Genomic DNA, 26345 nt, shown 5'->3' with positions numbered 1-26345 from the left:
AGGGGGAGAGGCTCGCTTTGCGTCATAACGAAACTCGCAATGTCACGCTGCTGTCGCGGCTGGTGAATCGGATCATCCTGTTCTTCTATTGGCAAAAAGGCTGGACAATCATTGAGCGCTTTCCTGAGGACGTCAAGAAATGCGTTATTGCAGGCGCACCGCACACCTCGAACTGGGATTTCGTCTTTTTTGCCGGTGCAACCAAGCACTCGAATGTGCAGCCCAATTTCATGGGCAAGCACACGTTGTTTGGTGGCATGATGAAGAACTTCATGCTCGATATGGGCGGAATCGCAGTTGACCGCACGAAGCGGACCAATACAGTCGAGCAGATGAAGGCCGAGTTTGATCGGCGCGAAGAGTTGAACCTTGTCATTGCCGCCGAAGGCACGCGCAGCTCCGACGGCAAATGGAGGTCAGGCTTTTACAACATCGCCAAAGCAGCTGGCGTGCCTATCGTCCTTGCCTATGCTGATAATGCGAAGCGAACGATCGGGTTCAGTCAGCCAATCATGCCGAGCGGTAATTACGGCGAGGACTTGCTGAAGATTGCCGAATGGTTCCGTTCCAAGATTCCGGATCTCGATCGGTATAAGGTTCTTGAACAACAAGCGCGCGATATCATTGCAGGAAAGAACGATGTTTGAAGCTCTTGCCATAAACGCCGCGATCCTTCTCGCTCTCGTGCTGGTCCAATGGATCATCAGCGTGAAGATCGATGACGTCTCTTTCATCGACGCGTTTTGGGGCGCAGGCATGGGTGTCCTTGCCATAACCAGTTTCCTGCAAATGGAGAATCCGGGCGCCTTGGCTTTTCTGCTGATGGCGATGGCGAGCGCCTGGGGATTCCGGCTGGGGATCTATCTGATCCGTCGCTGGGCCAAGGAAGGCGAAGACAAGCGCTACAAGATGATCCTGAAAAAGGACCGCGAGAAAGGCAATTTTGCAATCGCCGCGCTTACCAAAGTCTGGCTGATGCAGGCCGTGCTGCTGTTCCTGGTTTCCAGTCCTGCGCAAGTCGGCATTCTTGGCGCGCCAGAACCTTCGCCTATCGGGCCGCTCGCATGGTTTGGCTTGGTGGTTTATCTTATCGGCATATTCTTCGAATGGGTCGGCGATTGGCAGCTCTCCAAGTTCAAGGCTGATCCGGCGAATGAAGGCAAGGTGCTTGATACCGGCCTTTGGCGCTACACCCGCCACCCCAATTACTTTGGCGATTTCATGGCGTGGTGGGGCATTTGGTTCGTATGCGCATGCGTCAGCTTTGAATTGGCTTCCTACACCATCGCTGGGCCGATATTCCTGACCTTCACACTTACCAAGTGGTCGGGTGTGACGCTGCTGGAAAAGGGAATGGATAAGTCAAAGGGTGACAAATACGCTGACTATAAGCGGCGCACTTCGGCCTTTTTCCCCATGCCGCCCAAAGCGTAGAGCTTTTTTGCGGCGGCATGGGTTTAATCCAAGCCCTGACATCCCTAAATAAGCTGCGTTCAGAAAGAGGCGCCCCCAGTCATGCCCCCTCAAACAAGAGACAGCGAACGCAAGCGCCTGGCGCAACGCACCCTTGATCTAGTGCGAGAGCGCGGGGCGGAAGTCCCGCTGACAACGCTGGCTGCCGAAGAAGGCATTTCGCGTCACCGTGTGGAAGAGATCTTCGAAGACGAAGACGATCTGACAGAAGCGGTTGCAGAGATATGGCTGGATCCGCACGTTTCGATCATGGAAGAGGTTGTGGCTGCAGACTTGCCGCCGAACCGCAAGATGTATGAGTTTTTCGTGCGGCGTTTCCGCGTGAACCGCGAACGTTACCGCGCTGATCCAGGCTTCTTCGCTGTTGTTTGCGAACTGGGAGCGGCCCGGTTTGAACGGGTTCGCAGCTTCGTTGATCTGGCCGATCATTACCTCTGCGAGATCATCGTTCAGGCGCAGGCAGACGGCTTCTTTGCAGGTCTCGAGATTGATGAAGCGCTGTCGCTAATCAATCAGATGGTAAACAATTACACGTTGCCAGACACATTGCTGCACATCGATGCAAAGCTCAGCGAAGAAAAGCTTGCGCGCATTATCGACACGATCTTTATCGGTCTATCCGGTGAAGAAGGCGGTGCACGCGGCGTCAACACGCTGCGGCTGGCAGACAGCTAAGCAAGCAGCGCGGCCGCGTTAAGGCCTAGGCGTCAATTCAGTAATGCGCCCGGTTTCCGGCAGCAATCGCACATCGACTTGAGCCAGCCATAATTCGAACGCATCTAAATCAACTGGCCCGACAACGCTGTCTGCTCCTTCCTTGAAGAGCGTGAAACCATCGCCGCCCGCAGCAAGAAAGCTGTTCATAGTCACGCGGTATGATTTTGCTGGGTCGATCGGCTCATTGTTGAAGCTTGCGCCGACCAGCCGCTCGCCTTCGGGTTTGCTCATGTCATAGCTGAAAGCGAAGCCTTCGGAGACTTGCAGGCCGATGATCCGCTCTCCGCTATCGAACTGCTGCTCCAGCACGGCGAGCAATTGCGCGCCGGTGAATGTGCGTGTGACGAGCTGATTGCCGAAGGGCTGTACCGCGAAAATGTCACCATAGGTGATGGTTCCGTCGTCCGCAGGCCTCAGGCTGGTGCGGATCCCGCCATTGTTCATGAAGGCAATTTGCGCTCCTGCTTCGCGTGTCGCAAAAAGCTGCGCATCTGCGATGGCATTGCCCAGCGAGCTGTCGCGCGAAACACCTTCAGGCGTTCCTGCTGATACGGCTATCCGCCCGACCGGGCGTTCAGCTGCTTCGCGCGATGCTTCGACGTAGCGCGCGACATAGGCCGCAATTTCAGCGTCGGGCCGGTACTGACGGTAGGCCGGATCAGCGCTTTCGCCAGCGACTTGCACAACCTTGTTGTCGGCTGAGATGACGCGGGCATCGCCTGTGGCTGGATCAAGCTCCAATACAATATCGGTGAAGAGAGTACCGGCAGAAGCCGCGCTTACTACCCAGAAATCACGCTCGGGATCGATTTTGGCAAAGTCACAAACATAGGCACGGTGCGTATGGCCAGAGATCACCAGATCAATCCGCGGATCGACCTTTTTCAGGATGTCGATCAAAGGACCGGCAACGCCGCCGCAGCTTTTGTCGTTATAGCCCACATCAGTGTAGAGACCCTGGTGGATCGACACGATAATCGCTTCCACCCCTTGCGTGGCCAGCGCTTCTACTGAGGCATTGATGGTCGCTGCTTCGGGCGCGAAAGTGAGTCCCGCAACACCTGTTGGCTCGACCAAAGAAGGGGTATCTTCCAGCGTCAGTCCGATCACGCCTACAGTGACTTCAGCTTCGCCTTCGCCATAGATCCGCGTGCCGTAGGCTGAGAAAAGCGTGTTTCCGTCTGGCATGACCACATTCGCAGCCAAGAACTGGAAATCGGCGCCGGGATATGGCTTCTCGACACCGCAAGGCTCGCGCAGGGTATGCTTTTCGCAGCCGCCTTCCTGGATACGCGTCAGCTCTTCCCATCCGCGATCAAACTCGTGATTGCCCACAGCATTGAAGTCGAGCCCCAATCGGTTCATCGCGCCAATTGCTGGCTCATCAAGGAAGTAGGAACTCGCAAGCGGGCTTGCACCAATCAGATCGCCAGCCGCGATCACCAGCGAATGTTCTGCCTGTTGGCGCGCTTCGCTCACTGCTGCAGCGAGATAGGCTGCACCACCTGCTGCAATCCGCTTGGGCTCTTGCCCGGTTTCTGCGATCCGCGCGCGGGAGACAGGCTCGATATTGCCATGAAAGTCGTTGAGGCCGATGACACGCAATTCAAATGGCTCGGGACTTGGCATTGCGCTGATAGTTTCAGGAGATGTCTGCGCAGCACAGGCTGTAAGCGCGAACAGAGCGCCAAGGGTTGCAAGCTTTTTCATGGCGTAAGTCATGCTTAGGAAAGGTGGCAAACTCAAGACAGTTCGTCCGAGTTTCGCGTTTGCTTCAACGTTTCCGCCAACCCTGGCGGCTCCAGCTGCTGGTTTGTCGGGTGCTCGCTGCGAGTGCGACCTTCAGGCTCACGCCCACAATCGCAAAGCAGATGGTTATGATGACGCCCGCCCAGAACCAGTACGGCAAAGCAAGCTGCGCTTGCATCTGGCCAGTGTCGGACAGCATAACTTCGCCATTGATGGTTGCGTTTTTCGAGAACAGGTAATCCCAATCGCGAAACATGCTGAGCGCTGCGAGCAGGCCGATGAATTGCAGCGTGAAGCGTTGCCATTCGGGACGAGCTTTCTTCGCAACAAGCACAAACAGAGCGGCAAGCGCGGGGAGCACCAAAACACCTACCCAGCTGCGTACCCATATCACGACTGAAAGGACGAGGATTGCGGTCAAAGCATAGAACGCAGGCTTCCACCATTGGGTCTTTGCGCTCGCGAGGATGAATGCTGCGCCAAACAGGCTCGGCGCAATCGGCCCGCCAGCCGCTATCGCTGCGCGCTCAAACCGTGAAGCATCGCTTGCGATGCTGGACAAGGCATAACCTGACCCGCTGGGGAGAATGACCAATTGTTCAAAGCTGTTGCCCAGCAGGATGGCAGTGAAGCCATGACCCATCTCGTGAAACCATGTCGTCAGGATCACGAAGGGATAAGCGATAATGTTGCCGAATGGGAGGTAAGGCAGGAAGACGACAACGACCGCCGCTAGAAACAGCCGCCCTGCCTGCTCGCCTTGAGATCCGGAGGTAACTAAGGAACGCATCGTCGCCGTCTTAGCTTTCCGTCGGTATCTGCTCTTCCGGCTCGCGTAGTTCCTGAACAATCGACCAGCCGGCAAGGAACAGACCGGCGACCAGTGGGCCGAGTACAACGCCAGACAGGCCGAGCGTCGCTATCCCGCCCAGAGTGGTGATAAGGATGATCCAGTCCGGAATGCCCGTTTCGCGACCGACCAATATCGGACGCAGGACATTGTCTGCCATTCCGATGATCACAACGCCTGAGAACACTACGAAGAGGCCTTCCCAGGTTGCGCCTGTCGCGAGCAGCCAAATCGCTGCCGGGACCCAAACGATGCCGGTTCCAACCGCCGGGAGGAGCGAGAATATCGCCATGAGCAATCCGAAGAGGACGACCGATGGCAGGCCCACAATCCAGAATGTCAGAGCGCCAAGCGCGCCTTGGACCAGTCCGACAACGACCGAGCCTTTGATGGTCGCTCGGACGATGCCGAGGAAGCGCTCGGACAAGCGCTGCACAACGCTGTTCTCCATCGGCAAATCGTGCATGACCCGGGCCGCGATTCTCTTACCGTCGCGCAAGAGGAAGTAGGTCACATAGAGGCCGACGATGAAAGACAGAACAAATCCGAAAACGCCCCCGCCTATCGCTACGGCCTGCTGTGCGAGCAACCCTGCGCTTTCTCCGATAAATTGCTGCGCGCGCTCTTGGATCTCAGACATATCAGCGAAGCCGGATTGATCGAGCCACTCGCGGATCTCTGCAGGCAAGGCGGCCAAGATCTGGCCAGCCCACGCTGCGAGGTCGATTTCGCCATCCTGAAATGCGGTAACCACGTTGGCTGCTTCATCGACGATCACGCCGCCAATAAAGAACCCGGGCAACAGGATTGCGACTGTGATGAAGAGCAGTGTCAGTAACGCTGCACGGTTGGGGCTGTCGCTCATCCGGGCAAACACCCATTGATAAAGCGGCTGGAACATGATCGCTGCCAGAGTCGCCCATAACAATGGTGCTGCGAAGGGCCAGACGATGTATGCGGTGGCGAGCGTTATCGCAGCAAGGAACAGGTAAAAGCCGCCTCGATTGATGGCATCGCTTTCAGTTTCCCTGTTCAATGGCTTCTCCTTGCTCGCAGTAATTTCTAAACGTCGAGATTGGCAACGTTAAGTGCGTTGTCCTGGATGAACTCGCGGCGTGGTTCGACGACATCGCCCATCAGACGCGTAAATATCTCGTCGGTCACATCTGCGTCCTCGACTTTGACTTGCAGCAGCACGCGATGATCGGGATCGAGCGTAGTCTCCCAAAGCTGCTCCGCGTTCATTTCACCAAGGCCCTTATAGCGCGCAACCGACAGGCCCTTGCGACCTGCAGCCAGTACCGCGTCCAGCAATTGCGTCGGCCGGGTGATTGCATCTTCGCCAGCGGCTACCGGAGCATCATCTTCCTCGACATCATCGTCCGGGACCATTTCCGGGTCAGCTTCAGTGCCTTTCACCAGCCGCGCCGGATGGATGTAAGCTTCCGCCTGTTGCCCTGCGAGGCCGTGGAGCTTGTGCGCTTCAGTGCTGGACAGGAAGCGTGCTTCGATCACATGCGCATCGGTGACGCCGCGCCACAAACGCTTAAAGATGACGCCGCCTTCTTCCGTCATTTCAGCTGACCATTGCGCTTCAGGGTCGCCCATGTGCAGGCGCTGCGCCGCCAAGCCGAGGGCTTGTTCGCGGGTCTCGCGATCCAGCGACGGATCAAGCGCACCCGACAATGCCATTTGCTCAATCACTGCGCTGTCATAGCGACGCGGGACAAAGCCCAGCAGATTGCGCAGGCGCAATGCATGGTCGACAAGCCCGCGCAAATCTTCGCCGCCTCTTGCGCCCTCGGCACTCTCAAGCAAACGCCCTTGAAGACCCGCGTCAACCAGATAGCGGTCGAGCGCCCCCTGATCCTTCAGGTAAACTTCGCTTCGACCCTTCGCGACTTTAAACAGCGGGGGCTGTGCGATGAACAAATGGCCTGCTTTCACAATCTCCGGCATCTGGCGATGGAAGAAGGTCAGCAGCAAAGTGCGGATATGTGCACCGTCCACGTCCGCGTCGGTCATGATCACGATTTTGTGATAGCGCAGCTTCTCGATGTCGAATTCATCGCGAATGCCGGTGCCCATCGCCTGGATGAGCGTGCCGACTTCCTTGGAAGAGATGATCCGGTCAAAGCGCGCGCGCTCTACGTTGAGGATCTTACCCTTAAGCGGAAGGATCGCTTGCGTCTTGCGGTCGCGCCCCTGTTTGGCCGAGCCACCTGCTGAATCGCCCTCGACCAGAAACAGTTCAGCCTTGCTCGCATCGCGCTCCTGACAGTCAGCCAGTTTTCCGGGGAGCGAGGCGACGCTCATCGCGCCCTTGCGGCTCATTTCTCGTGCACGGCGCGCTGCTTCACGTGCTGCGGCGGCATCGATGATCTTCTGGATGATCGCTTTCGCATCAGCCGGGTTTTCTTCAAGCCATTCCGTCATCTTCTCGCCCATCAGGCTTTCCAGCGGCTGGCGGACTTCGGACGAAACCAGCTTGTCTTTGGTCTGGCTGGAGAATTTGGGATCAGGCAGTTTGACACTGACAATCGCAGTCAGGCCCTCGCGCATGTCCTCGCCCGACAGCGAGACTTTCTCTTTCTTGAGAAGGCCGGCTGAATTGGCGTAATTGTTGAGCGTTCGGGTCAGCGCCGCGCGGAATGCAGCCAAGTGCGTGCCGCCATCGCGCTGAGGGATGTTGTTCGTGAAGGTCAGAACGTTTTCGTAATAGCTGTCATTCCACTGCAGCGCGACATCGATCCCAATGCCTTCCTTCTCTGCCGAAACCGCAATCGGCTCGCCAATCAGCGCTTGCTTGTTGCGATCAAGCCATTTCACGAAAGCCGCGATACCGCCTTCATAGAAGAGGTCATGTTCGACCACTTCTTCATGACGCTTGTCGCGAAGGAGTATGCGTACACCGGAATTGAGGAAAGCGAGCTCACGATAGCGATGCTCTAGCTTGTCGAAGTCGTATTCGGTGACATTCTTGAACGTGTCATTCGAGTGATGGAACGTGACGCGTGTACCTTTTTTCAGGCCATTCCCATCGCCATTGCTCTCGACCGCTGGCGCATCGCCGCGCACTTCGAGCGAATTGACCGCATCGCCATGCTCGAAGCGCATCCAATGCTCTTTGCCTTCGCGCCAGATGACGAGCTCCAGCCATTCGGACAGCGCGTTTACGACGGAAACGCCCACGCCGTGCAAGCCGCCTGAAACCTTGTAGGCATTGTCGTCTGACGTGTTCTCAAACTTACCGCCTGCGTGCAGCTGCGTCATGATGACTTCAGCGGCGGAGACGCCCTCCTCCTTATGCATGCCGACCGGAATTCCGCGCCCATTGTCCTCGACCGATACAGAGCCATCCGGGTTCAGTTCGATGAGGACAAGGTCGCAATGGCCAGCCAAGGCTTCGTCAATGGCGTTATCGGACACCTCGAAAACCATATGATGTAGGCCGGAGCCATCATCGGTGTCGCCGATATACATGCCAGGGCGTTTGCGAACCGCGTCGAGGCCTTTGAGGACCTTGATGGAATCGGCGCCGTATTCGCCTTTTTGCGGGGCATTTCCGCCCGTTTCAGGAGTCTCTTCGCTCATGCCTTTCATATAGGCTCTGAGGGGGTGAATCCCAAGCTTTCAGGCCGCTTTGGAGCAGGTTTTCCACGAACCTGACTTGGCCATCGATCAAGGCTTGCTGAAGCCGCTCGCTTCATTAGAGTGCGCGGCCATGGGAAGAGAAGAAATTAAGCAGAAACTTGCTGATGAAATGGGCAATTTTTGCGGTGTTTTGCGAGACTGGGCCGAGGCTCAACCAGAACAAGTCGCGATACGCGATGAGCATGACGAAATCACCTGGGGTGAGCTCAATGACCGAATTGAACGGATCGCAGCGCGGCTCATTGAAACGGGACTTCAGCCGGGGCAGTCTGTCGCGATCCTCGGCACGAGTTGCATCAATTATGCACTGGTGTTTCTGGCTGCTGTTCGCGCGGGCGGAGTGGCAGCGCCGCTGACGACCAGCGCTAGTCGCGAGCAGCTTGTTGGAATGGCGCGCGATTCAGGGGCGCAGCATCTGTTTGTTGATGCGGCCAAACGCGCTGAGCTGGGTGAGGATTTCCTGCCTGAAATTGACCATATCCCTCTGGAAGCGCTGGACAATTGGATGGCGGCGGAGGGTGTGAGCGCCCCAGCTGTCGAACCCGACCCAAGAGCTCCTTTCAACATCATCTATTCCTCTGGCACGACCGGCGTCCCCAAAGGCATCGTCCATTCGCACCAGATGCGCTGGCGACAATTTGCGAGCACCGCGTCCAGCTATCTCGAAGTGGGACTTCCGGTGCGCAGCCTTGCCTCCACACCGCTCTATTCCAACACCACGATGGTGAGCTTTCTTGCGACCATGCTCGCGGGTGGGACGCTGACGATCATGGGCAAGTTCGATTGCGCGCGCTGGCTCGAGAATGCGCAGCGTCACAGTATCACCACGACGATGCTGGTCCCCGTGCAATATCAGAGGCTTATGGATCATCCCGGCTTCGACGATTACGATCTGTCATCGCTTGCATTGAAGTATTGCACCTCTGCGCCGTTCTCCGCTGCGCTGAAGTCTGAAGTGCTCCGCCGCATGCCCGGCGCGCTCATTGAAATCTATTCCATGACGGAAGGCGGGGTTGTGTGTTTGCTCGCGTGTCATGAGTTTCCCGACAAGCTCCACACGGTCGGTCGGCCTGCTCCCGGAAGCGAGCTAAAAGTGCTCGATGATGAGGATCAACCCGTGCCGCCGGGCACGCCAGGCAACCTCATCGGCCGCTCTCAATCCATGATGAGTGGCTATCAAAATCAGCCTGAGATAACCCGAGATGGATACTGGATGGACCCAGATACCAACGAGATCTGGCAACGTATGGGCGATATCGGCCGAGTTGACGAGGATGGTTTTCTAGAACTTGTCGGCCGCGCGAAAGACATGATCATTTCCGGCGGCTTCAATATCTATCCGGTCGATCTGGAAAACGAATTGCTGAAAGAGCCGCAAGTCGTCGAAGCAGCGGTAATCGGCGTTGCGTCAAAGCGGTGGGGTGAGACGCCGGTAGGGTTTGTGACAGTGAAGGGTGAGGCGACTAGCGAAGCGATCCTCGCCTCGGTCAATTCGCGGCTTGGCAAAACGCAGCGTCTGTCAGCGCTGACGATCATCGATGAAATGCCGCGCAGCCATATCGGCAAGCTCTTGAAAACAGAACTGCGCGATATGGCTGAGGCAATGGACTGAATTATGCGTTCGTTGGGGGGTATCAGACGATGAAGGTTTGAAAGCTGACGCTGCTGATCGCAACCGCCAGAACCAGTGAGAACAGTTTTTCTGCAGCAATGGTCATGTCGTGTCTCCTTTGTGTTGAGCCTGAGCGCTGAGTGCGTTCCGGCGATCTGAATGGAGATCCGTTGGTGCGCGCAATTTAGTTACGCAGCGCAATAACAACATTATCGATCACTGTGATCGATCGGAGCCTGAAGTGCTGACAACTGCCTTCGAACGGGGGGCCAATCCTCCCGGTGGAGAACAAGACGCGGTCGACCGACTATTGGGGGACGTGCGGCTCGACCGCGTCTCATTCAGCGCCATTGCAGTGTGCAGACTGGAGAGGGGGAAGAGTCCGCTCGCTAACGCATGGCTTGCGAAGACTGTGATGCAATGAAGCGTTTCGCTTGTCCCTACATCTCTTCGCATGGTCGCATCACTGGAGGGGGAGAGGAGCCTCGTGTCGTGTGCGATGAGCACCAAATAGTGTTTCACCGAATTGAACTCAAATGACATAACCGGGAAAACCTTTGCGCTTTTTGCAACAAACTTTTGATGCTTTGAAGGAGCTCCTCGGAGGTCTTTCACTGTAATTGCGCAAAGCGCTGGCCGGGGTTCTGGACTCAAGCACGTCGCCCCGCCAAAGGATAGCCGCATGGACGACGCTCATCTCCCCGATTCCATCCTTATTGTTGATTTTGGTAGCCAGGTTACCCAGTTGATTGCGCGGCGAGTGCGCGAAGCTGGCGTCTATTCCGAGATCGCACCTTTCAGCCTCGCGGAGGAAGCCTTCCACCGCATGAAGCCTAAAGGCATCATCCTTTCCGGCTCGCCCGCCAGCGTCCCTGAAGCAGGGTCGCCGCGCGCGCCGGATATCCTATTCGAGGCAGGCGTTCCCATTCTCGGCATCTGCTATGGCCAGCAAGTCATGTCTCACCAGCTTGGCGGGGAAGTTCGGCCGGGCCATGAGACAGGCGAAGGCGGCGAGTTTGGCCGCGCTTATCTGACTGTCACGAAAGAATGCGCGCTGTTTGACGGGCTCTGGAAGGAAGGCGAGCGGCACCAAGTCTGGATGAGCCATGGCGACAAGGTCACGCAATTTGCGCCGGGCTTTGAGATTGTCGCAACCAGCGATGGCGCGCCTTTCGCAGTCATCGCTGACGAGAAGCGCAAGTTTTACGGCACACAGTTTCACCCTGAAGTGGTGCACACGCCCGATGGCGGCAAGCTGCTGGCGAATTTCGTCCGCCATGTCTGCGGCCTCAAAGGCGACTGGACGATGGCCGCTTACCGCGAGACAAAAGTCCGTGAGATTCGCGAGCAGGTGGGTGACGGTAAAGTCATTTGCGGCCTGTCCGGCGGGGTTGACAGTTCAGTCGCGGCAATCCTGATCCATGAAGCGATTGGCGATCAGCTGACTTGCGTGTTCGTCGATCATGGCTTGCTGCGGCTCAATGAACGTGAACAGGTCGAGACGATGTTCCGCGACCATTACAATATTCCGCTTGTGGTGGTGGATGCCGAGGACATGTTCCTGTCCGGCCTTGCAGGCCAGACCGACCCGGAAAAGAAGCGCAAGTTTATCGGCAAGACCTTCATCGATGTGTTTGAAGCTGAAGCGCAGAAGATCGGCGGGGCAGATTTCCTCGCTCAAGGGACGCTCTATCCCGATGTTATTGAAAGCGTCAGCTTCACCGGCGGTCCATCGGTGACGATCAAGAGCCATCACAATGTCGGCGGCTTGCCAGAGCGCATGAACATGCAGCTCGTCGAGCCATTGCGCGAACTCTTCAAAGATGAAGTGCGCGACCTTGGCCGCGAGCTCGGATTGCCTGACATGTTTGTAGGCCGCCATCCATTTCCGGGGCCGGGTCTCGCAATCCGCATTCCGGGCGAAGTCACAAAAGAGCGCTGCGACATCTTGCGCAAGGCTGATGCGATCTATCTCGACGAAATCCGAAAGGCCGGGCTCTATGACGCGATCTGGCAGGCCTTTGCTGTGCTGCTCCCGGTCAAGACCGTGGGCGTCATGGGCGATGGCCGGACCTATGACAGCGTCTGCGGACTTCGCGCGGTGACTTCGACTGACGGGATGACCGCTGATGTCTATCCGTTCGATGCGGGCTTTCTGACAGGAGTGGCCACACGCATCGTCAATGAAGTGCAGGGCATCAACCGCGTGGTCTATGACTATACGTCGAAGCCGCCCGGCACGATCGAATGGGAGTGAGAAGATAACCGGGCTTCAGGAGAAAATTGGTTCTGTTCTTTCTCACTTGGGAATTCGGCGCGCCAATTGCGATCATTTCAGAGCTGCATTCGATCGCACCAAAGGCGAAGCGATTTTCTTTCTGCATATTGGCAAAAACGCTGGCACACAGGTTCGGCAATTGTGCGAGCAAGTTCAAGCCAAGGGCCATGCTGAATTTGTTCGGGTTAGGCATGGTGACAAGTTTTCAGTGCTGCCCGACGGTGCACGCTACTTTTTCTCAGTTCGCAGCCCGAGCGCACGTTTCAAATCCGGGTTCTACTCACGCAAGCGCAAAGGTGCACCGCGCCTCTACAACGAATGGAGCGCGCACGAGGCAGAAGCCTTTGCCCATTTCGAACACGCCAGCGACCTTGCAGAAAGCCTGTTTGAAGAAACCACGCGAGGCCGATTGGCATGGGCAGCCGCGCAGTCGATCACGCACACGGCGATGCAACAGTCAGACTGGTTTTCGCAATATGGTTTTGCGTTGGAATTGCATCCGCCGATCTGGATCATTCGGCAGGAACATTTCAACGCAGATTTCGATAAATTGCTTGAGCGAGCGGGCATTGCGCTTCGCTTAGCTGATCTTTCGATCGCTCAAGACCAAAAGCTTGCGCATAGCACTGACTATACAGCAACGCCTGAGTTAAGCGCAAAGGCGCAGAACAATCTGGAAAGGTGGTATGCGCGCGATTTTGCGTTTTATAACCTGTGCTGTGACTGGATCGAACACCAGCATTGAAAAATGACGCAGCTTGCCGGCTTTGCACGCAAGAACTCTTCTGCCGTCATGAATGCAAGCACGCTCAAGCGCAAAGCCATGGCGATCGACGGCCACAGATCTACGTTCGTCGGAAAGCATGTGTAGTACATCGGCAATACAGTAAATCCAGGTAATCAAACACTTGGATTACCAGAGGAATACGCATGAAAACTCACGTCTCATTTGCTGGTCTGGCTAGCATTGCCGCCCTGGTCATCGCGCAACCAGCCATGGCGCAATCATATAGCTATGCGGAGCTCGGCTCGGATGGACGGATCGCAACTGAGGTCGAAGGCGACGGCGAGACAGGCGCTCTCTATGAAGCCGGCTCAATCGGCAAGTTCGCATGCACCATCGCGGCTCTGCGGCTCAGCGATAGGGGGGCGCTGGATATTGATGCGCCTTTGAGCGCACTCCTCGAGGAAGCGAAGAGCACGCCCGTCGCAGACGTGACATTCCGGCAGGTACTCCAGAGCCGTAGCGGGATTGCCGATGGCCTGATGCCCGCATTCCGAGCGGATGCGGGCGAAGTCTTGCGCACGAACAGCGCGTCCGAAGCCCTGGTCAAATATGCCACCGGCGAATTGGCGAATACGCCGGGCGAGGTCTGGTCTTATGACCTCATCAACTGGGCGGTTGTTCAAGCGGTCCTTGAGCAAGCGACAGGCCGCCCGATCGCGGAAATCTTGCGCGAAATTGTTCTGGAGCCTGCCGGAATGGGCCAGAGCCGGATTTTCGTCGGTGAGATCGGCGAAGGCGCAGCGCCGCCTGCAGAACGCGGCATTCCCATTCCGTCATTCCTCACCTGTGCAGGCGGTCTTGCGACTACGCCAACCGATTTGCTCGCGCTGGCCCGGTTTCCGCACAAAGGCGGGCTGAGCCAGAATGCGCTCAGTGATTTAACCAGTATCGCGACACCTGAAGAAGGCTACACTCTGGGCGGACGGTTTCGCGTCTCGGAAGAGGGAAAGCTTCTAAGCTGGCAAAGCGGCAGCAACGGTGCATATAAGTCGCTGGTGGTTTACGAACCTGAAAGTGATAGTGGCTTTGCTGCGATGAGCGCGGATGGCACCAATGAAGGGATCCAGAGCGCCAGAGCGCAATGGCTTGCAAAGCGCGACTGACAGACCATGCCTACCATTATGTCTCACGCACTGGTTCCGCTGGCTCTTGCCGCAGCCGCAGGCAGAGATGTGATTTCGCCCAAGCTCACCGTTGCTGGCGTTATCCTCGCCATGGCACCTGATGCCGATGTCATCGGATTTGCGCTTGGTGTCGACTATGCAGACCCATGGGGGCATCGCGGGGCGACACATTCGCTCGCCTTCGCAGTCATGGTGGCAGGGGTTATCGCCGCTGTCTGGAAAGAAGCGAGATCGCTCGCGGCATTTCTGTTCCTGAGCTTTGCAATGGCGAGCCACGGCCTGCTTGATACGCTCACCAATGGCGGACTTGGCGCAGCCCTGTGGTGGCCTTGGGAAAATGCCAGGGTGTTTGCTCCTGTCACACCGATCAGGGTCTCGCCGATTGGTCTCGGTTTCTTTTCTGCGCGCGGCTGGGAAACACTTGTGTCGGAGTTCAAATGGATCTGGCTGCCTTGCGCTGCGTTAGCAAGTGGTGGATGGATTGCGCGCTATGCAGCTCGATCTGGGTCCCGATAATCGCACAGACATTCTGCGCTGCTTGCAAAGCGCGATGATTGCGGCGTTTGGCCGGATCATTCGGCCGTCAGACAAACGACGTAGCCCGGAATGGGTGCTGGTGCATGGTGTGATCGGCGCGCAGACCAAGACGGCTGCGTCCAATGCTTCGACCGATGGCTTGGTCGCAGAGTTTGGTAATTGGGATGCGGTGGCGGATGTTCCCGTCGATCAGTTGGAAGCGCGCTTGCAGCGCCAGACCTTCCCCAGCGTTGCAGCGCAGCGCCTCAGCGATTGTTTGAAGGCTATCCAGCATGAGCGGGGACGTGTCGATCTCTCGCATTTGGTAGAGATGGAGACGCCGAAAGCAATGGCATGGCTGGAGCAGCTTCCGGGCGTTGCGCGTAAGAACTCGGCTGGCGTGATGAATGCGAGCACGCTCAATCGCAAAGCCATGGTCATCGATGGGCATCATCGCCGGATCATGCAGCGCATGGGGATCGTGCCGGAAAAGGCTGACACGGCAAAGACCTATGATGCGCTGATGCCGATCCTGCCGGAGGAATGGTCAGCCGAAGATATAGACGAGCATCACTTGCTCTTGAAGAAGCTGGGGCAGACCTATTGCCGCCCGCGCAAAGCTGAATGCGCTGATTGCCCGGCGAAAGCGGATTGCAAGACTGGAACTTCCCGCTCCGCCACTCGCTGAATTGAGCATGCTCAGCGAAACAGAAGTCGAAGAAGTCTATCGCCGCTTGGCCGACGCAATGCCCGGCCGCACGAAAAACGCCAAGGGTCCCAAGGGTCAGCCTGACGCGTACCGCAGCTGCATTTCCTGCATGCTTTCCGCTCAATCTCTCGACAGCAATACGGCGAAGGCATCGCGGGCGCTTTTCGCTCTGGCATCTACACCTGAAGAGATGCTCGCGCTTGATGATGAAGCCATTGCAACCGCGATCAAGCCGTGCGGGCTCTACAACAACAAGACACGCAATATCCGCAAGTTCAACGAAGCGCTTTTGGCAGAGCATGGCGGCGTTGTGCCGAGTACGCGGGACGGTCTCCTCAGCCTGCCGGGCATCGGGCGCAAATGCGCGGATATTGTGATGAGTTTCACATTCGGCGAGGACGTGATTGCGGTCGACACCCATGTTCACCGCGTGTGTAATCGCATCGGTCTGACGGATGCCAAGACTGCCGACAAGACGGCCGAACAGCTGGAAGAGCGCAGCCCGCAATGGGCGCTAGCAGGCGGGCACTTCTGGCTGATCCAGTTCGGCAAGCGCGTGTGCAAATCGCGCGCGCCGCAATGCGAAGCTTGCGTGGTCAGCGATTTGTGCGAGACCGGGCCGATAGGCTAATCGCCCTGTGCGGGGCCTACCTGAGTTGCTCCGGCCAGCGCAGCACGCGCTGTTGGACAATCGCACCTGCGATCATCGCGAGGATGATGGGTATCGCAAGCATCACGGCATTGCCGCCTTCCCATTCCATCCGCTCTTGTGCCACGACCAGAACCGTGAAGGCTTCAAGCGCGATTGCGACTAAGGCTCCTGTGACCGGCCCTTGCCACCTGCCCGCCGGAGTAAGGCGCACAATGGCAAGACCGATGCCTGTGCCGAGCGGGCCGGTTATCAGAAAAGCGATAGCCGTCGCTGCAATGGTGCCGAAGAAAATCGCGAAGATGATTGAACTTAACACCGCTCCCCAGCCGCCGGTCTGCTGGCCAAAGAAGCTCAGTGCCGAAAAGATGAGTATTCCAGCGGCATAGACCATGGCGGTTGCGATCAGGCTGGCGAAGTACAGCTCGGTTGCTTGTGGACGTTTGACGGCTTGCGTCATGGCCTGAACTCCAGACCGATGAGCTCTTCGCTCTTTGTCCAAAGCGCGGCAGCCACTTGCTCATCCTGAACATGGGGGTAAACCCCCACCATGGGCACCTTCGGATCGCCCGGCGCCGCAATATTGCAGTCCTCACAATAAACCCCGCCCATCCCGTCAAGCAGTGGCGAGACTGCGCACCAGATGGTGGTCGACGCGCCCTGCTCGGTCGTCTTGAAGGCTTCGTGCACATTCCCTTCTTCATCCATCCAGCCCATCGCGACTTTCTCTTCGAAAGTCAGATGCCGCTGAAGCGGGGTATCTATTCCGCCGGGATGCACGGAGAAGCTGCGCACGCCATGCGGCTCGCCGCGCTTGTCGAGCTCCAGCGCGAACAACGCGTTGCAGCTTTTGGCTTGGCCGTAGGCAGGCCATTTCTCATATTCGCGGCGCTCCCAATTGGGATCCTCCAGATCCAGTCCGTTCAAGCGGTGGCCGGTCGAAGACAGAGTGACAACGCGCGCGCCGTCAGCCGCTTTCAGCAATGGCCAGAGCCTCGCGGTGAGCTGGAAATGGCCCAAGTGATTGGTCGCAAATTGCATCTCGTATCCGCGCGCGTCTCGCATGAGCGGGCTGGCCATGATCGCGGCATTGTTGATCAGGATATCGAGCTGCTCTATTGTCTGAGCGACCTGGTTGGCAAACGCGTCAATCGAAGCAGGATCTGAAAGATCAAGCTCAAGGATGGTGATTTCGCCAGACATCTCGCTCAGCACTTCGCGAGCCGCATCCGGTCGCCGTGCCCCGACAATCACGTGCGCACCTGCTTCTGCAAGCGCGCGGACTGTTTCAGTCCCGATGCCGGAGTACCCTCCCGTTACGACAATCTGCTTGCCGGAAAGGTCGATCCCGCCGACCACCTCGCGCGCTGTCGAGCGATAGCCGAACGGCGATTCAATCGGTGCTTGCGGCGAAACCATATTTCTCTCCCGTCTTGCCAGCAGAGCGGCAAGCAGTATGGATAGGTGCGAAATTGCAATCGGTCGAGAGCGAAGGGACAATTCGCCTCGGGCCTAGAGTTCGCATCAAGGGAGAGCCAACCATGAAGACCGCAATCACTGAAATGTTCGGCATCGAGCATCCGATTATCCAAGGCGGGATGCATTATGTTGGCTTTGCAGAAATGGCGGCAGCGGTGTCCAATGCTGGGGGCCTAGGCATCATAACAGGTCTCACTCAAGGCACGCCTGAAAAGCTCGCGAATGAAATTGCGAAGTGCCGCGACATGACGGACAAGCCCTTTGGCGTGAATCTCACATTCCTGCCGACGGTGAACGCGCCGGACTATCCCGGCCTAGTGCGCACGATCATCGAAGGCGGGGTTAAAGTCGTGGAGACAGCGGGCAACAATCCGGTGCAGGTGCTTCCCTATTTCAAGGATGCCGGGGTCAAGGTGATCCACAAATGCACCAGCGTTCGTCATGCCTTGAAAGCGCAGTCCATCGGCTGTGATGCGGTCTCGGTTGATGGCTTTGAATGCGGCGGGCATCCGGGCGAAGACGATATTCCCAACATGATCCTTTTGCCGCGCGCCGCGGACGAGCTGGAAATTCCGTTCGTTTCATCTGGCGGCATGGCCGATGGCCGCAGCCTTGTCGCGAGCCTCGCCATGGGCGCAGAAGGCATGAATATGGGCACACGCTTCATCGCAACCAAGGAAGCGCCGGTGCACGAGAACGTGAAGCAGGCGATTGTCGCGGCATCAGAACTTGATACCCGTCTTGTCATGCGTCCGTTGCGCAACACCGAGCGGGTTATGACCAATGACGCGGTCGAAGAGCTTCTCAAGATCGAGAAGGAGAAGGGCGCGGACCTCAAGTTCGAAGATATCATCGAGCAGGTTGCAGGCGTTTATCCGCGGATAATGATGGAAGGCGACATGGACGCCGGCGCGTGGAGCTGCGGCATGGTCGCGGGGCTCATCAATGACATCCCGACTTGCAAAGAGCTGATAGATCGGATCATGAGCGAAGCCGATGCTATTCTTAAACGGATGAATGCACTCGCGAGCGCCTGAAAAGGTTAAGAAAATCGTTAACGTAAGTTGGTTCCCGGCTAGGTAGTGAACCGAATTACCGCGATTCTCGATGTAATCTATATGCTTGGGGACGGCGCGGAAGAGCCCGTCTCTAGAACTGACACCTCTAGGTTTTACAACTCGCAGGCGCATAGGGATCGTGCGCAGGATGGGGTGAGCTATGTTCGAAATTCTGGCCCATGGAGGCGAGTATATCGCGATTACCGCGCTGTGTTTCAGTTGCTGGGCGGCCGGTCGCTCTGTCCGTACGACCTCTCCAGCTTACACGGCCTCGGCGCATGTCGAGAATCGCAATGAGAGCTCGCCATTGGCGTTCAGTCCGCGTCGCTCTCCTGCCTCGACCAACAGCCCAAGCATGGCGGTCACTCCGCTTTCTATCGACGAGATCGAAGAGGCTCCGTTGCAGGCCGAGCGTCTGCAAGAATTGATTCGCACCGGCGATCTTTCGGACGAAGGCGTGATCCAGTCACTGGTGGCACTGGCGGAAGAGAGTGACGATCAGCCGGAACAAACAGATGCATGGCGCTTTTCTTCGTCCACAAATGGCAGACATCGGAGGTGTTCAGAAGCACGCATACTCACGCGTCACGGACGGACTACTGAACCGCTGCCAGCGAATCTGATCGATCCGCTGACGCCGGAGGTCCTTTCGCGCTATCGTATGTATGCGCAGGAATGCAGCCCTCGCGTTTAAACGAAAGCTTGCAAGCGATCAGCTTTCTGCCGCTTGCTCTTCTTCCTTATCGACGCGGGTGTAAGGCACAAACTCCGCTAAGAAGACATTACCATTGTAAAAGCCGCTTCCGCGATCAACGCGCGTGATAATGTCCTGGCGGCAAATCTGAGAGCCGTAGCGGCGTGAAACCAACACATCATCATCGTCGAGCCGCTTGGGATTGCGCGTGCGATTGACGTAAATCGTCTTGCCGCGACCATATACCAGCGCTGTCCCGTCAATGACCCGCAGATTGCGGCCCGTACGGAAATCGCTGATGCATGATGTCGGTTCGCCGGCTTCGCGTCCTTCAAGGAGTTCCGCAAGCTCGTCTTCGCCAGATTGCTTTTCCGCGGCCATTGCCGCCGGAGCAGAAAGTGCTGCGCAAGCAAACGCTGCAGCGGCGATTACAGGGAAACGTTGAGTCATAGCGAGTCTCCTACAGCTGAAGGTGACAGCGTATCATCGCCGCCTGAACGCAGGCTGACAGGTTCAATGTGCGCGGTGAGGCGAACAATCGGGTCAGTCTGGCCCCTTAGCGGTGGCCGGGATCAGCGCCTTCGGCAATGTCCGGCAGGCTCGCTTGATCAACACCGTCAGCGGGACCGCCCTTCAGGACAAACCGTCGGTCGCAATAGCCGCAATCGACATAGCCATGCTCATCGATCTCCAGATAGATGCGGGGATGGCCGAGCGCCGCTGGACGATAATTCTTGCCGGTGCGAATATCGCTCGCACCGTCACAGCTGACGCGGCGCGTGTCTACATGGATGACTTCGGGCGGAGCAATGTTCATAGCCCTTGCCGATAATGCGATCGCGCAAGATTCGCAACGGGTGACGAAGCCTTTGCAGTCAGCGTCGATAGCCACTAGGGCTGCGCGTCATGCAAACACCGCCTGCCATTTCTATTCGTGAACTTAGAAAGACCTATGCCGGCGCCAAGGGCGAGCCGGGCAAGGAAGCCTTGAAGGGCGTCAGTTTTGACGTACCTCAGGGCGAGATTTTCGGCCTTTTGGGACCGAACGGCGCGGGCAAATCAACGCTCATCAATATCCTCGCTGGAATGGTCATGAAAACCGGCGGCAGCGCGGAAATCTGGGGCTTTGATATCGATCAGCAGCGCCGCAATGCGAGCCGCGCGATCGGTATCGTTCCGCAAGAGATCGTATTCGACCCGTTCTTCACGCCATTTGAAGTGCTTGAAAACCAGGGCGGCTTCTACGGCATTGCAAAAGAGCTGCGCCGCAGTGAGGAGCTGTTGGAAGCCGTTCGGCTTGCCGACAAGCGCGATGCCTATGCCCGTACGTTGTCAGGAGGGATGAAGCGCCGTCTGCTGGTTGCGAAGGCGATGGTCCATTCGCCGCCGATCCTCGTGCTCGATGAGCCAACCGCAGGTGTCGATGTTGAACTTCGTCGCCAGCTTTGGGAGCTTGTCACGCGCCTTAATGATGATGGCGTAACCGTCGTGCTCACTACGCACTATCTCGAAGAAGCAGAGCAGCTGTGTGACCGGATCGCGATCATCAATCACGGCGAATGCATTGCCAACAAGCCGACGCGCGAGCTCATTGAAATGGCGCGCGAGAAGATCGTCTCCGTCACAGTTGATCGCGATTTGTCAGGGCCGCCGAGCCATGCCGAATTCTCCAAGGTCGAGCTTGCCGGTGCGCGCTCGGTCGAAGTCACTTATGATAAAGACAAGCTCACCGCAGGCCAAGTGCTTGCGATCCTGCAGGATCAGGGCTTGGCAATCGAGGATGTGACAACGCGCGAAGCCGATCTGGAAGATGTATTCGTCCAGCTCACGGGCTCCGGCTGAGCGCGCTTGCTGGCCTTCCTGAAAGAACGCAAGATCGGGAACGCGCAGGGCTAACGCGCGCGCTAATCCTTGAGCATCGAAAGGGAGGTTCATGCTCATGACTATCGCTGCGAACTACACGCAACGGATCGAACGCACGCTTCAGTCCATCGAAGGGGGAGCGCAAACGGGTGACTGGCCTGACCTCAGCGCATTGGCGGAGGCAGCAGCTATGTCCGAATTTCATTTCCATCGCATTTTCCGTCTGATGACTGGCGAGACACCGCAGCAGACGCTGACCCGCGCACGTATCGGCGGCAGCTTGCCTGAGCTGAAGGGGCCTGACGGGATCATGGGCGCGACAGGCGCGAGCGCGTATAGCTCAAGCCAGTCCTATGCCCGCGCGTTGAAGGCGCTGACGGGAGCCACCGCTTCGCAGCTGCAAGCCGACCCTGCGCTGTTTTCCGAAGTCGCGGAGCGGCTGAAGAGACCTGCAGAGGAAGGTGGCGTAATCGCGATCGAGATGACGCAATTGCAGCCTTTGACGCTCGTCGCATCGCGCGCGGTTGGCGCTTACGAAGACCTCAATTATGGCTTTGATCGACTGTTTGAACTGGTCATGCAGCAGGTCGGGCCAGAGGATATTACCGGGCTTTACGGGGTGCCGCATGATGATCCGCGCGATGTGCCGACCGAGGCTTGCCGATTCGATTGCGCGGTTTCGACCAGCGCTGACGTAGAGCCGCAAGATGACCTCAAAGCGCTCGAGATCACAGGCGGCCATGCTCTCAGGCTGCGGCACAAGGGCGACTATGACCGTGTCCATGAAGCGCTGGATAATCTCTACCGGATTGCGATCGCGCTTGATCTGGAGCTTGCTGACAATAACCCGCTCAACTTCTATCATTCCGATCCGGAAAGTGTGGCAGAAGAGGAATTGATCGCGGACATTCACCTGATGCTTAAGGAGGGTTGAGACATGCGCTTTACAACAATGATCCTAGCTGGAGCACTGGCATTCAGCGGAGTGATTGCTGCGCCCACCTTTGCAGAGGATAGTGCGACCGAAACCGCATCAGAAGTGGAACGCCCTGCAGCGACGCTCGCCGATATGGCCTGGCTGGAAGGATCGTGGGAAGGCAAAGGGATTGGAGGCAACCCGGCTGGCGAGACCTTCACCTATGCCGACGAGAACCAGATGGTCGGCCATTTCTGGCAAGGCGATAGCGAGGGCGGGATCGAGTTTTACGAACTCATCACTGTTACGCCCGACGGCGATAGCCTGACCATGCGATTGAAGCATTTCACTTCGGACCTCACCGGGTGGGAGGGCAAGGAAGGGTCAGCTGCGCTGGAGTTTCCTCTGATGGAACGCAGTGACGACACCTGGAAATTCGGCCCCGTGACATTCACGCAGGAAGGCAGCGATAAGCTCCATGTGTCTGTGGCGGTACGCAAGGATGATGGCTCGCTTGGGAGTTTCGATTTCACTTATGACCGTGTGAAGTAACGGCATTTCCAAAGGGCGCTTGCTGATCGGACAAGCGCCCTGACGCTTGCTCTTGCGCGTCCTTCCCGCCATGAGACGCGCCATGACTGGCAAGACTTACGACGTCCTTATTATCGGTTCTGGTGCAGCGGGATTGACCGCGGCGCTTGAGCTTGCAGAGCACAACCGGGTGCTGGTGCTGGCCAAGGGTTCGCTGACAGGTGGCTCGACAGCCTGGGCGCAAGGCGGGATCGCTGCGGTGCTCGATGCAGGCGACACGTTCGAAAACCATGTTCGCGATACGATGGTGGCAGGCGCGGGGCTCAACCGGCAGGAAACCGTCGAGTTCGTCATTGAAAACGCGCCACAATCGATCGACCGGCTGGTCGAGCTAGGTGTGCCGTTCAACACTGAAGACGGCGATCTGCATCTCACCCGCGAGGGCGGGCATTCGCATCGCCGCATCGTCCACGTCAACGATGCGACAGGCTGGGCGGTTCAGGAGGCGCTTCTCAAAGCTGCCGAAGCCAATCCCAACATTACGATGCTGGCAGGACGTACCTGCATTGATTTCATTACCGGTCGCCATGGCGAGAAGTTCTCCGCCGAAGGCCGCGTATGGGGCGCTTATGCGCTCAATGAAGAGACCGGCCGGGTCGAGGCACATGTGGCGAAAGCGACCATTCTCGCAGCGGGCGGAGCGGGGCGCGTCTATCAGTTCTCAACCGCGCCGCGCGGCGCGACGGGCGATGGCATCGCGATGGCATGGCGTGCAGGTGCGCGCGTTGCGAATATGGAGATGATGCAGTTCCACCCGACTTGCCTCTACAATCTGGAGGTCAAGAACTTCCTCATTACAGAGGCTGTGCGCGGCGAAGGTGGGCATCTGCTGCACCCGGAAACCGGCCATCGCTACATGGCGGATTATGATGGAGAGCGCATGGAGCTTGCGCCGCGCGACATCGTAGCGCGCGCGAATGACGATCAGATCAAGCGCTATGGCTTGGACTATGTCCATCTCGATATCAGCCACGAATCTCCGGAGTTTGTGAAGCAGCACTTCCCGACGATTTACGACAAGCTGATCGGGCTCGGCATCGATATGACCAAAGAACCTATCCCGGTCGTGCCAGCGCAGCATTACACATGCGGCGGCGTACTGATCGGGCTTGACGCGCGGACCGATCTGCCGGGCCTGTGGGCGGCAGGCGAATGCACGGAAAGCGGGCTACACGGCGCGAACCGGCTGGCGTCGAATTCGCTGCTGGAATGCTTCGTTTTCGGTGAAGCTGCAGCGAAGGATATCTTGGAGAACTGGGACAAGCTGCCAGAGCCGCCTGCGATCCGCGAATGGGATGAAAGCCGTGTGACCGACTCCGATGAAGAAGTCGTTATCAAGCAGAACTGGACAGAGATCCGCCGCTTCATGTGGAACTATGTCGGGATCGTGCGGACGACCAAGCGGCTGGAGCGGGCCGCGAACCGCATCGCTTTGCTGAAGCAGGAAGTCGAAGACTATTACGGCAGCTTTGTTGTCACGACTGACTTGATCGAGTTGCGCAATCTGCTGCAGGCAGCCGAGCTGATCGTGAAGTCCGCGCTCGCGCGGCATGAAAGCCGGGGACTGCACTACACCCTCGACTATCCGGAGACGGATAGCGTAGCGCGGGATACGGTATTGGTGCCATAGAGGGCGCCCATTGCTGGACGCCCTCTTGGCGTTTTCTGGACATTCATTCCTGCAATGAGCTGCTTATTGAAGCGTCGGCCAGATCGATAGCGGGTCAACCCGTTCGCCATTGCGGATAGTTTCTACATGAACATGTGGACCCGTGCTACGCCCGGAATTGCCGACTTTGGCGATCTCTTGCCCGGCTGTAACGCTCTGACCCGTCACGACGCTGAATTCATCCAAATGTGAAAACAAGGTCTGAGTGCCATCGCCAGACATATGCACCACGACTAGACCGTAGGCCGGTTTATTATCAAACAGTTTTGTCGCTTCAACAATCACGCCGTCAGATGGAGCTCTAATAGGCGTTCCAATTGGAGCAGCGATATCGATGCCATTATGGGTTTTGATTTTTCCATCATCGAAGGGATCGGCTCTCTGCCCAAAGCGTGCAGTAATCTTGCCTTCAACAATTTTGATATGCGCGATCACTTGTGTGGCCGGCGGCGTCGTTACCGTATATGCCGCTTGTTTGCCATGCGCTGCGATCGACATTGCGCCAATCGCTGTTGCCGGTACAGCGAGACAGGCCAACACGATGGCCCCAACGCTGCGCTTGAAAACAGCGGGGCTTCCTTTCATAATCTGAGTAATTCTCATCTTTTCGCTCCAAATTCGATGGGTTGAGAAGGAGGCGGCCGGGTATTGCCGTACCCGGTCCGCCGTTATGTGAAGCGCCTCAAGCAACGTATTTGCAAAGACGCGCCGCATTTCGGTTGGACGGTTCGCGACAGCTGCAGCGTCGCATTGGATTTCTGCGGACTGGCTCCAGCGCGCGAACAAGATGTGCGCAAACGGGCTGAACCAGCAAACCGCGACAACAACCCGTAAAAGCAGGCCAAGCTGGTCATCCCGACGCTTGATATGCGCCTGTTCGTGCCTGAGGATGAGTGAGAGTGATAAATCGTTGAGCTGTGCTTCGAACCGAGCCGGCATGATGATGCGTGCATTGTCTTGTCCGAACCCTCGGCTGATCGCAAAAGGTGCTCCGGCTTCCGACGATACCCAGAATGCGATACCATCGAGCTCGTATGGGCCTTGCGCCTGAAATGCCATCGCTTGTGCACGCCGTCGCCCTGCGATAAGCCGGATGAGCCCAGTCAAAAGGACAGTGATGTAGAGCCCTAAAAGAAGTGTGGGACCGACGTCACGGATGATAATGGGCGAGACATTGCCTGTCATCTCACCCGGTCCCGAGAAGAGGCTGGCATCGAAAACGGTATGAAGTACGCCGGGCGTTGCAGACAGAATGGCCGGTGTCTGCATGCTGGGCGCGAGGACTGTCAAAGCTCCACCGGCGAGCGGAATAAATACACTCACGATCAGTCCCGTTGCCCAAAGGCCGCCCCAAAATTTCAAGATCGGCATGGCCGATGAAACGGCGAACAGGGTGAGGCATATAATCCCGCCGGTGGCCAGAAGCGCCAACAAATAGAAAAGCATTTCGCTCATGACCTGTCGCGCTTTCCTGCAGTCCTGTCTGCCTTATCTTCTTGCCCTAGCAGAGCTTCGAGTTCGGCCAGCTCGCTCTCATCCAAGAGGCGACTTTTGACGAGGCTCGCTACGGGTAGCGGTCCATCCAGGCCCAAAACATCGTTGGCAAAATTTCGGATCAATCCTGCTAGTGTTGGCACTTTGCGTGCTTTAGCGCGGTAAATGTTGAGGCCATGTTCCTCACTGACCGACAACAGGCCCTTTTCGACCATCCGTTCAACGGTTTTGCGCGTAGAGGAACGCGACCAATTCAGCTCCGGGCCTACAGCCTGATGGATTTCGCCCACACTCTGAGCTCCTTTACCCCAAAGGTGCTGCAAGATCGGCAACTCGGTTTGTGATGGTTTCATGTCGCCATATGGCGACAAATGTCACCAATCGTCAATGGCTATGAAATCGCTTGGTATCTCCAAAACGTTCGCTTCGTCCGATTATCGCTCTTCGTCGGCCATCGACTTTT

General features: G+C 57.3%; 27 protein-coding genes. 17 read left to right on the top strand and 10 right to left on the bottom strand.

The annotated features are described in order from the left end of the window. Window positions 1-17: 17 nt before the first annotated feature. The 3 genes from HUO12_RS09740 to HUO12_RS09730 all read left to right on the top strand — a co-directional run bounded on the left by HUO12_RS09740 (window position 18) and on the right by HUO12_RS09730 (window position 2148). Window positions 18-647 carry a lysophospholipid acyltransferase family protein gene (locus HUO12_RS09740; RefSeq protein ID WP_176273367.1) on the top strand — a complete coding sequence of 210 codons (630 nt, stop codon included), beginning with the start codon at window positions 18-20 and terminating at the stop codon, window positions 645-647. Then, entirely contained in the window at window positions 640-1434 is a 795-nt protein-coding gene (locus HUO12_RS09735; RefSeq protein WP_176273366.1) for a DUF1295 domain-containing protein, read from the top strand. The genes HUO12_RS09740 and HUO12_RS09735 overlap by 8 nt, the downstream gene beginning before the upstream one ends. 81 nt (window positions 1435-1515) lie before the next feature. Continuing rightward, entirely contained in the window at window positions 1516-2148 is a 633-nt protein-coding gene (locus HUO12_RS09730; protein WP_176273365.1) for a hypothetical protein, read from the top strand. 18 nt (window positions 2149-2166) lie between these two features. Here HUO12_RS09730 and HUO12_RS09725 read toward each other — a convergent pair whose 3' ends face one another. From HUO12_RS09725 to gyrB, 4 genes are all read right to left on the bottom strand, one after another. Continuing rightward, window positions 2167-3900 (bottom strand): bifunctional metallophosphatase/5'-nucleotidase, encoded by a 1734-nt coding sequence (locus HUO12_RS09725; RefSeq protein WP_176273364.1) that lies wholly within the window; start codon window positions 3898-3900, stop codon window positions 2167-2169. Window positions 3901-3964: 64 nt separating this feature from the next. Further along, the gene (locus HUO12_RS09720; protein WP_176273363.1) at window positions 3965-4729 is read right to left on the bottom strand and encodes a M50 family metallopeptidase; all 765 of its coding nucleotides are present in this window, start codon (window positions 4727-4729) and stop codon (window positions 3965-3967) included. A gap of 10 nt (window positions 4730-4739) precedes the next feature. Next, window positions 4740-5825 carry an AI-2E family transporter gene (locus HUO12_RS09715; protein ID WP_176273362.1) on the bottom strand — a complete coding sequence of 362 codons (1086 nt, stop codon included), beginning with the start codon at window positions 5823-5825 and terminating at the stop codon, window positions 4740-4742. Window positions 5826-5851: 26 nt separating this feature from the next. Further along, window positions 5852-8383: a DNA topoisomerase (ATP-hydrolyzing) subunit B gene (gene gyrB, locus HUO12_RS09710; protein WP_176273361.1), complete on the bottom strand. Its 2532-nt coding sequence runs from the start codon at window positions 8381-8383 to the stop codon at window positions 5852-5854. Window positions 8384-8513: 130 nt separating this feature from the next. On the opposite strand from gyrB, the gene HUO12_RS09705 reads away from it, so the two are divergent. The 8 genes from HUO12_RS09705 (at window position 8514) to HUO12_RS09675 (ending at window position 16100) form a co-directional block, all read left to right on the top strand. Next, a complete protein-coding gene (locus HUO12_RS09705) occupies window positions 8514-10055 on the top strand; it encodes a class I adenylate-forming enzyme family protein (protein ID WP_176273360.1) in 1542 nt (513 codons plus the stop codon). 682 nt (window positions 10056-10737) lie between these two features. After that, complete coding sequence (gene guaA, locus HUO12_RS09700; protein WP_176273359.1) at window positions 10738-12312, top strand: glutamine-hydrolyzing GMP synthase; 1575 nt, start codon at window positions 10738-10740, stop codon at window positions 12310-12312. A gap of 46 nt (window positions 12313-12358) precedes the next feature. Next, a complete protein-coding gene (locus HUO12_RS09695; protein ID WP_176273358.1) occupies window positions 12359-13078 on the top strand; it encodes a sulfotransferase family 2 domain-containing protein in 720 nt (239 codons plus the stop codon). Between the two features lie 3 nt (window positions 13079-13081). Further along, window positions 13082-13204: a hypothetical protein gene (locus tag HUO12_RS14620; RefSeq protein ID WP_269748043.1), complete on the top strand. Its 123-nt coding sequence runs from the start codon at window positions 13082-13084 to the stop codon at window positions 13202-13204. 59 nt (window positions 13205-13263) lie between these two features. After that, the gene (locus HUO12_RS09690; RefSeq protein ID WP_176273357.1) at window positions 13264-14223 is read left to right on the top strand and encodes a serine hydrolase domain-containing protein; all 960 of its coding nucleotides are present in this window, start codon (window positions 13264-13266) and stop codon (window positions 14221-14223) included. An 18-nt stretch (window positions 14224-14241) separates the two neighbouring features. Continuing rightward, window positions 14242-14760, top strand: coding sequence for a metal-dependent hydrolase (locus HUO12_RS09685; protein ID WP_217905187.1), 519 nt, complete (start codon window positions 14242-14244; stop codon window positions 14758-14760). Continuing rightward, on the top strand, window positions 14735-15448 hold the full coding sequence (locus tag HUO12_RS09680; RefSeq protein ID WP_176273355.1) for an endonuclease III domain-containing protein: 714 nt from the start codon (window positions 14735-14737) through the stop codon (window positions 15446-15448). The genes HUO12_RS09685 and HUO12_RS09680 overlap by 26 nt, the downstream gene beginning before the upstream one ends. A 7-nt stretch (window positions 15449-15455) precedes the next feature. After that, complete coding sequence (locus HUO12_RS09675) at window positions 15456-16100, top strand: endonuclease III domain-containing protein (RefSeq protein WP_176273354.1); 645 nt, start codon at window positions 15456-15458, stop codon at window positions 16098-16100. 16 nt (window positions 16101-16116) lie between these two features. On the opposite strand, the gene HUO12_RS09670 is transcribed toward HUO12_RS09675, so the two are convergent. Together HUO12_RS09670 and HUO12_RS09665 are read right to left on the bottom strand one after the other, a co-directional pair. Continuing rightward, on the bottom strand, window positions 16117-16578 hold the full coding sequence (locus HUO12_RS09670) for a hypothetical protein (RefSeq protein WP_176273353.1): 462 nt from the start codon (window positions 16576-16578) through the stop codon (window positions 16117-16119). Beyond that, the gene (locus HUO12_RS09665; protein WP_176273352.1) at window positions 16575-17537 is read right to left on the bottom strand and encodes an oxidoreductase; all 963 of its coding nucleotides are present in this window, start codon (window positions 17535-17537) and stop codon (window positions 16575-16577) included. Before HUO12_RS09665 ends, HUO12_RS09670 begins: the two co-directional genes overlap by 4 nt. A 122-nt stretch (window positions 17538-17659) precedes the next feature. Here HUO12_RS09665 and HUO12_RS09660 point away from each other — a divergent pair, with 122 nt between their 5' ends. Both HUO12_RS09660 and HUO12_RS09655 read left to right on the top strand, forming a co-directional pair. Next, a complete protein-coding gene (locus HUO12_RS09660) occupies window positions 17660-18634 on the top strand; it encodes an NAD(P)H-dependent flavin oxidoreductase (RefSeq protein WP_176273351.1) in 975 nt (324 codons plus the stop codon). A 181-nt stretch (window positions 18635-18815) separates the two neighbouring features. Further along, window positions 18816-19349 (top strand): hypothetical protein, encoded by a 534-nt coding sequence (locus HUO12_RS09655; RefSeq protein WP_176273350.1) that lies wholly within the window; start codon window positions 18816-18818, stop codon window positions 19347-19349. Between the two features lie 18 nt (window positions 19350-19367). On the opposite strand, the gene HUO12_RS09650 is transcribed toward HUO12_RS09655, so the two are convergent. Both HUO12_RS09650 and HUO12_RS09645 read right to left on the bottom strand, forming a co-directional pair. After that, window positions 19368-19799 (bottom strand): hypothetical protein, encoded by a 432-nt coding sequence (locus tag HUO12_RS09650; RefSeq protein ID WP_176273349.1) that lies wholly within the window; start codon window positions 19797-19799, stop codon window positions 19368-19370. Between the two features lie 106 nt (window positions 19800-19905). Beyond that, window positions 19906-20166 (bottom strand): zinc-finger domain-containing protein, encoded by a 261-nt coding sequence (locus HUO12_RS09645; RefSeq protein WP_176273348.1) that lies wholly within the window; start codon window positions 20164-20166, stop codon window positions 19906-19908. A gap of 89 nt (window positions 20167-20255) precedes the next feature. Between HUO12_RS09645 and HUO12_RS09640 the strand changes: the two genes are divergently transcribed. The 4 genes from HUO12_RS09640 to nadB all read left to right on the top strand — a co-directional run bounded on the left by HUO12_RS09640 (window position 20256) and on the right by nadB (window position 24349). Continuing rightward, entirely contained in the window at window positions 20256-21191 is a 936-nt protein-coding gene (locus HUO12_RS09640) for an ABC transporter ATP-binding protein (RefSeq protein ID WP_176273347.1), read from the top strand. A 97-nt stretch (window positions 21192-21288) separates the two neighbouring features. Beyond that, entirely contained in the window at window positions 21289-22146 is an 858-nt protein-coding gene (locus tag HUO12_RS09635; RefSeq protein WP_176273346.1) for an AraC family transcriptional regulator, read from the top strand. Window positions 22147-22149: 3 nt separating this feature from the next. Then, complete coding sequence (locus tag HUO12_RS09630) at window positions 22150-22680, top strand: DUF6265 family protein (protein ID WP_176273345.1); 531 nt, start codon at window positions 22150-22152, stop codon at window positions 22678-22680. Window positions 22681-22762: 82 nt separating this feature from the next. Next, window positions 22763-24349, top strand: a complete 1587-nt coding sequence (gene nadB / locus HUO12_RS09625; protein WP_176273344.1) for an L-aspartate oxidase — start codon at window positions 22763-22765, stop codon at window positions 24347-24349. A gap of 63 nt (window positions 24350-24412) precedes the next feature. Here the strand turns inward: nadB and HUO12_RS09620 are convergent, their stop codons facing one another. Both HUO12_RS09620 and HUO12_RS09615 read right to left on the bottom strand, forming a co-directional pair. Then, window positions 24413-25843: a M23/M56 family metallopeptidase gene (locus tag HUO12_RS09620; protein ID WP_176273343.1), complete on the bottom strand. Its 1431-nt coding sequence runs from the start codon at window positions 25841-25843 to the stop codon at window positions 24413-24415. Then, window positions 25840-26235 (bottom strand): BlaI/MecI/CopY family transcriptional regulator, encoded by a 396-nt coding sequence (locus HUO12_RS09615; protein WP_176273342.1) that lies wholly within the window; start codon window positions 26233-26235, stop codon window positions 25840-25842. Before HUO12_RS09615 ends, HUO12_RS09620 begins: the two co-directional genes overlap by 4 nt. Window positions 26236-26345 lie beyond the last annotated feature (110 nt).

The organism is Altererythrobacter lutimaris, assembly GCF_013371495.1.
Classification (GTDB): Bacteria; Pseudomonadota; Alphaproteobacteria; order Sphingomonadales; family Sphingomonadaceae; genus Erythrobacter; species Erythrobacter lutimaris_A.
Note: the sequence above shows the minus strand (reverse complement) of the source record. Positions and strands in the feature narration are given on the sequence as shown.

Excerpts from the sequence above, each read along its gene's own strand:
- HUO12_RS09735 (WP_176273366.1), top strand. The coding sequence starts at position 640 with ATGTTTGAAGCTCTTGCCATAAACGCCGCGATCCTTCTCGCTCTCGTG.
- HUO12_RS09730 (WP_176273365.1), top strand. The coding sequence starts at position 1,516 with ATGCCCCCTCAAACAAGAGACAGCGAACGCAAGCGCCTGGCGCAACGC.
- HUO12_RS09725 (WP_176273364.1), bottom strand. The coding sequence starts at position 3,900 with ATGAAAAAGCTTGCAACCCTTGGCGCTCTGTTCGCGCTTACAGCCTGT.
- HUO12_RS09720 (WP_176273363.1), bottom strand. The coding sequence starts at position 4,729 with ATGCGTTCCTTAGTTACCTCCGGATCTCAAGGCGAGCAGGCAGGGCGG.
- gyrB (WP_176273361.1), bottom strand. The coding sequence starts at position 8,383 with ATGAGCGAAGAGACTCCTGAAACGGGCGGAAATGCCCCGCAAAAAGGC.
- HUO12_RS09705 (WP_176273360.1), top strand. The coding sequence starts at position 8,514 with ATGGGAAGAGAAGAAATTAAGCAGAAACTTGCTGATGAAATGGGCAAT.
- guaA (WP_176273359.1), top strand. The coding sequence starts at position 10,738 with ATGGACGACGCTCATCTCCCCGATTCCATCCTTATTGTTGATTTTGGT.
- HUO12_RS14620 (WP_269748043.1), top strand. The coding sequence starts at position 13,082 with ATGACGCAGCTTGCCGGCTTTGCACGCAAGAACTCTTCTGCCGTCATG.
- HUO12_RS09690 (WP_176273357.1), top strand. The coding sequence starts at position 13,264 with ATGAAAACTCACGTCTCATTTGCTGGTCTGGCTAGCATTGCCGCCCTG.
- HUO12_RS09685 (WP_217905187.1), top strand. The coding sequence starts at position 14,242 with ATGTCTCACGCACTGGTTCCGCTGGCTCTTGCCGCAGCCGCAGGCAGA.
- HUO12_RS09680 (WP_176273355.1), top strand. The coding sequence starts at position 14,735 with ATGCAGCTCGATCTGGGTCCCGATAATCGCACAGACATTCTGCGCTGC.
- HUO12_RS09675 (WP_176273354.1), top strand. The coding sequence starts at position 15,456 with ATGCTCAGCGAAACAGAAGTCGAAGAAGTCTATCGCCGCTTGGCCGAC.
- HUO12_RS09670 (WP_176273353.1), bottom strand. The coding sequence starts at position 16,578 with ATGACGCAAGCCGTCAAACGTCCACAAGCAACCGAGCTGTACTTCGCC.
- HUO12_RS09665 (WP_176273352.1), bottom strand. The coding sequence starts at position 17,537 with ATGGTTTCGCCGCAAGCACCGATTGAATCGCCGTTCGGCTATCGCTCG.
- HUO12_RS09660 (WP_176273351.1), top strand. The coding sequence starts at position 17,660 with ATGAAGACCGCAATCACTGAAATGTTCGGCATCGAGCATCCGATTATC.
- HUO12_RS09655 (WP_176273350.1), top strand. The coding sequence starts at position 18,816 with ATGTTCGAAATTCTGGCCCATGGAGGCGAGTATATCGCGATTACCGCG.
- HUO12_RS09650 (WP_176273349.1), bottom strand. The coding sequence starts at position 19,799 with ATGACTCAACGTTTCCCTGTAATCGCCGCTGCAGCGTTTGCTTGCGCA.
- HUO12_RS09645 (WP_176273348.1), bottom strand. The coding sequence starts at position 20,166 with ATGAACATTGCTCCGCCCGAAGTCATCCATGTAGACACGCGCCGCGTC.
- HUO12_RS09640 (WP_176273347.1), top strand. The coding sequence starts at position 20,256 with ATGCAAACACCGCCTGCCATTTCTATTCGTGAACTTAGAAAGACCTAT.
- HUO12_RS09635 (WP_176273346.1), top strand. The coding sequence starts at position 21,289 with ATGACTATCGCTGCGAACTACACGCAACGGATCGAACGCACGCTTCAG.
- HUO12_RS09630 (WP_176273345.1), top strand. The coding sequence starts at position 22,150 with ATGCGCTTTACAACAATGATCCTAGCTGGAGCACTGGCATTCAGCGGA.
- nadB (WP_176273344.1), top strand. The coding sequence starts at position 22,763 with ATGACTGGCAAGACTTACGACGTCCTTATTATCGGTTCTGGTGCAGCG.
- HUO12_RS09620 (WP_176273343.1), bottom strand. The coding sequence starts at position 25,843 with ATGAGCGAAATGCTTTTCTATTTGTTGGCGCTTCTGGCCACCGGCGGG.
- HUO12_RS09615 (WP_176273342.1), bottom strand. The coding sequence starts at position 26,235 with ATGAAACCATCACAAACCGAGTTGCCGATCTTGCAGCACCTTTGGGGT.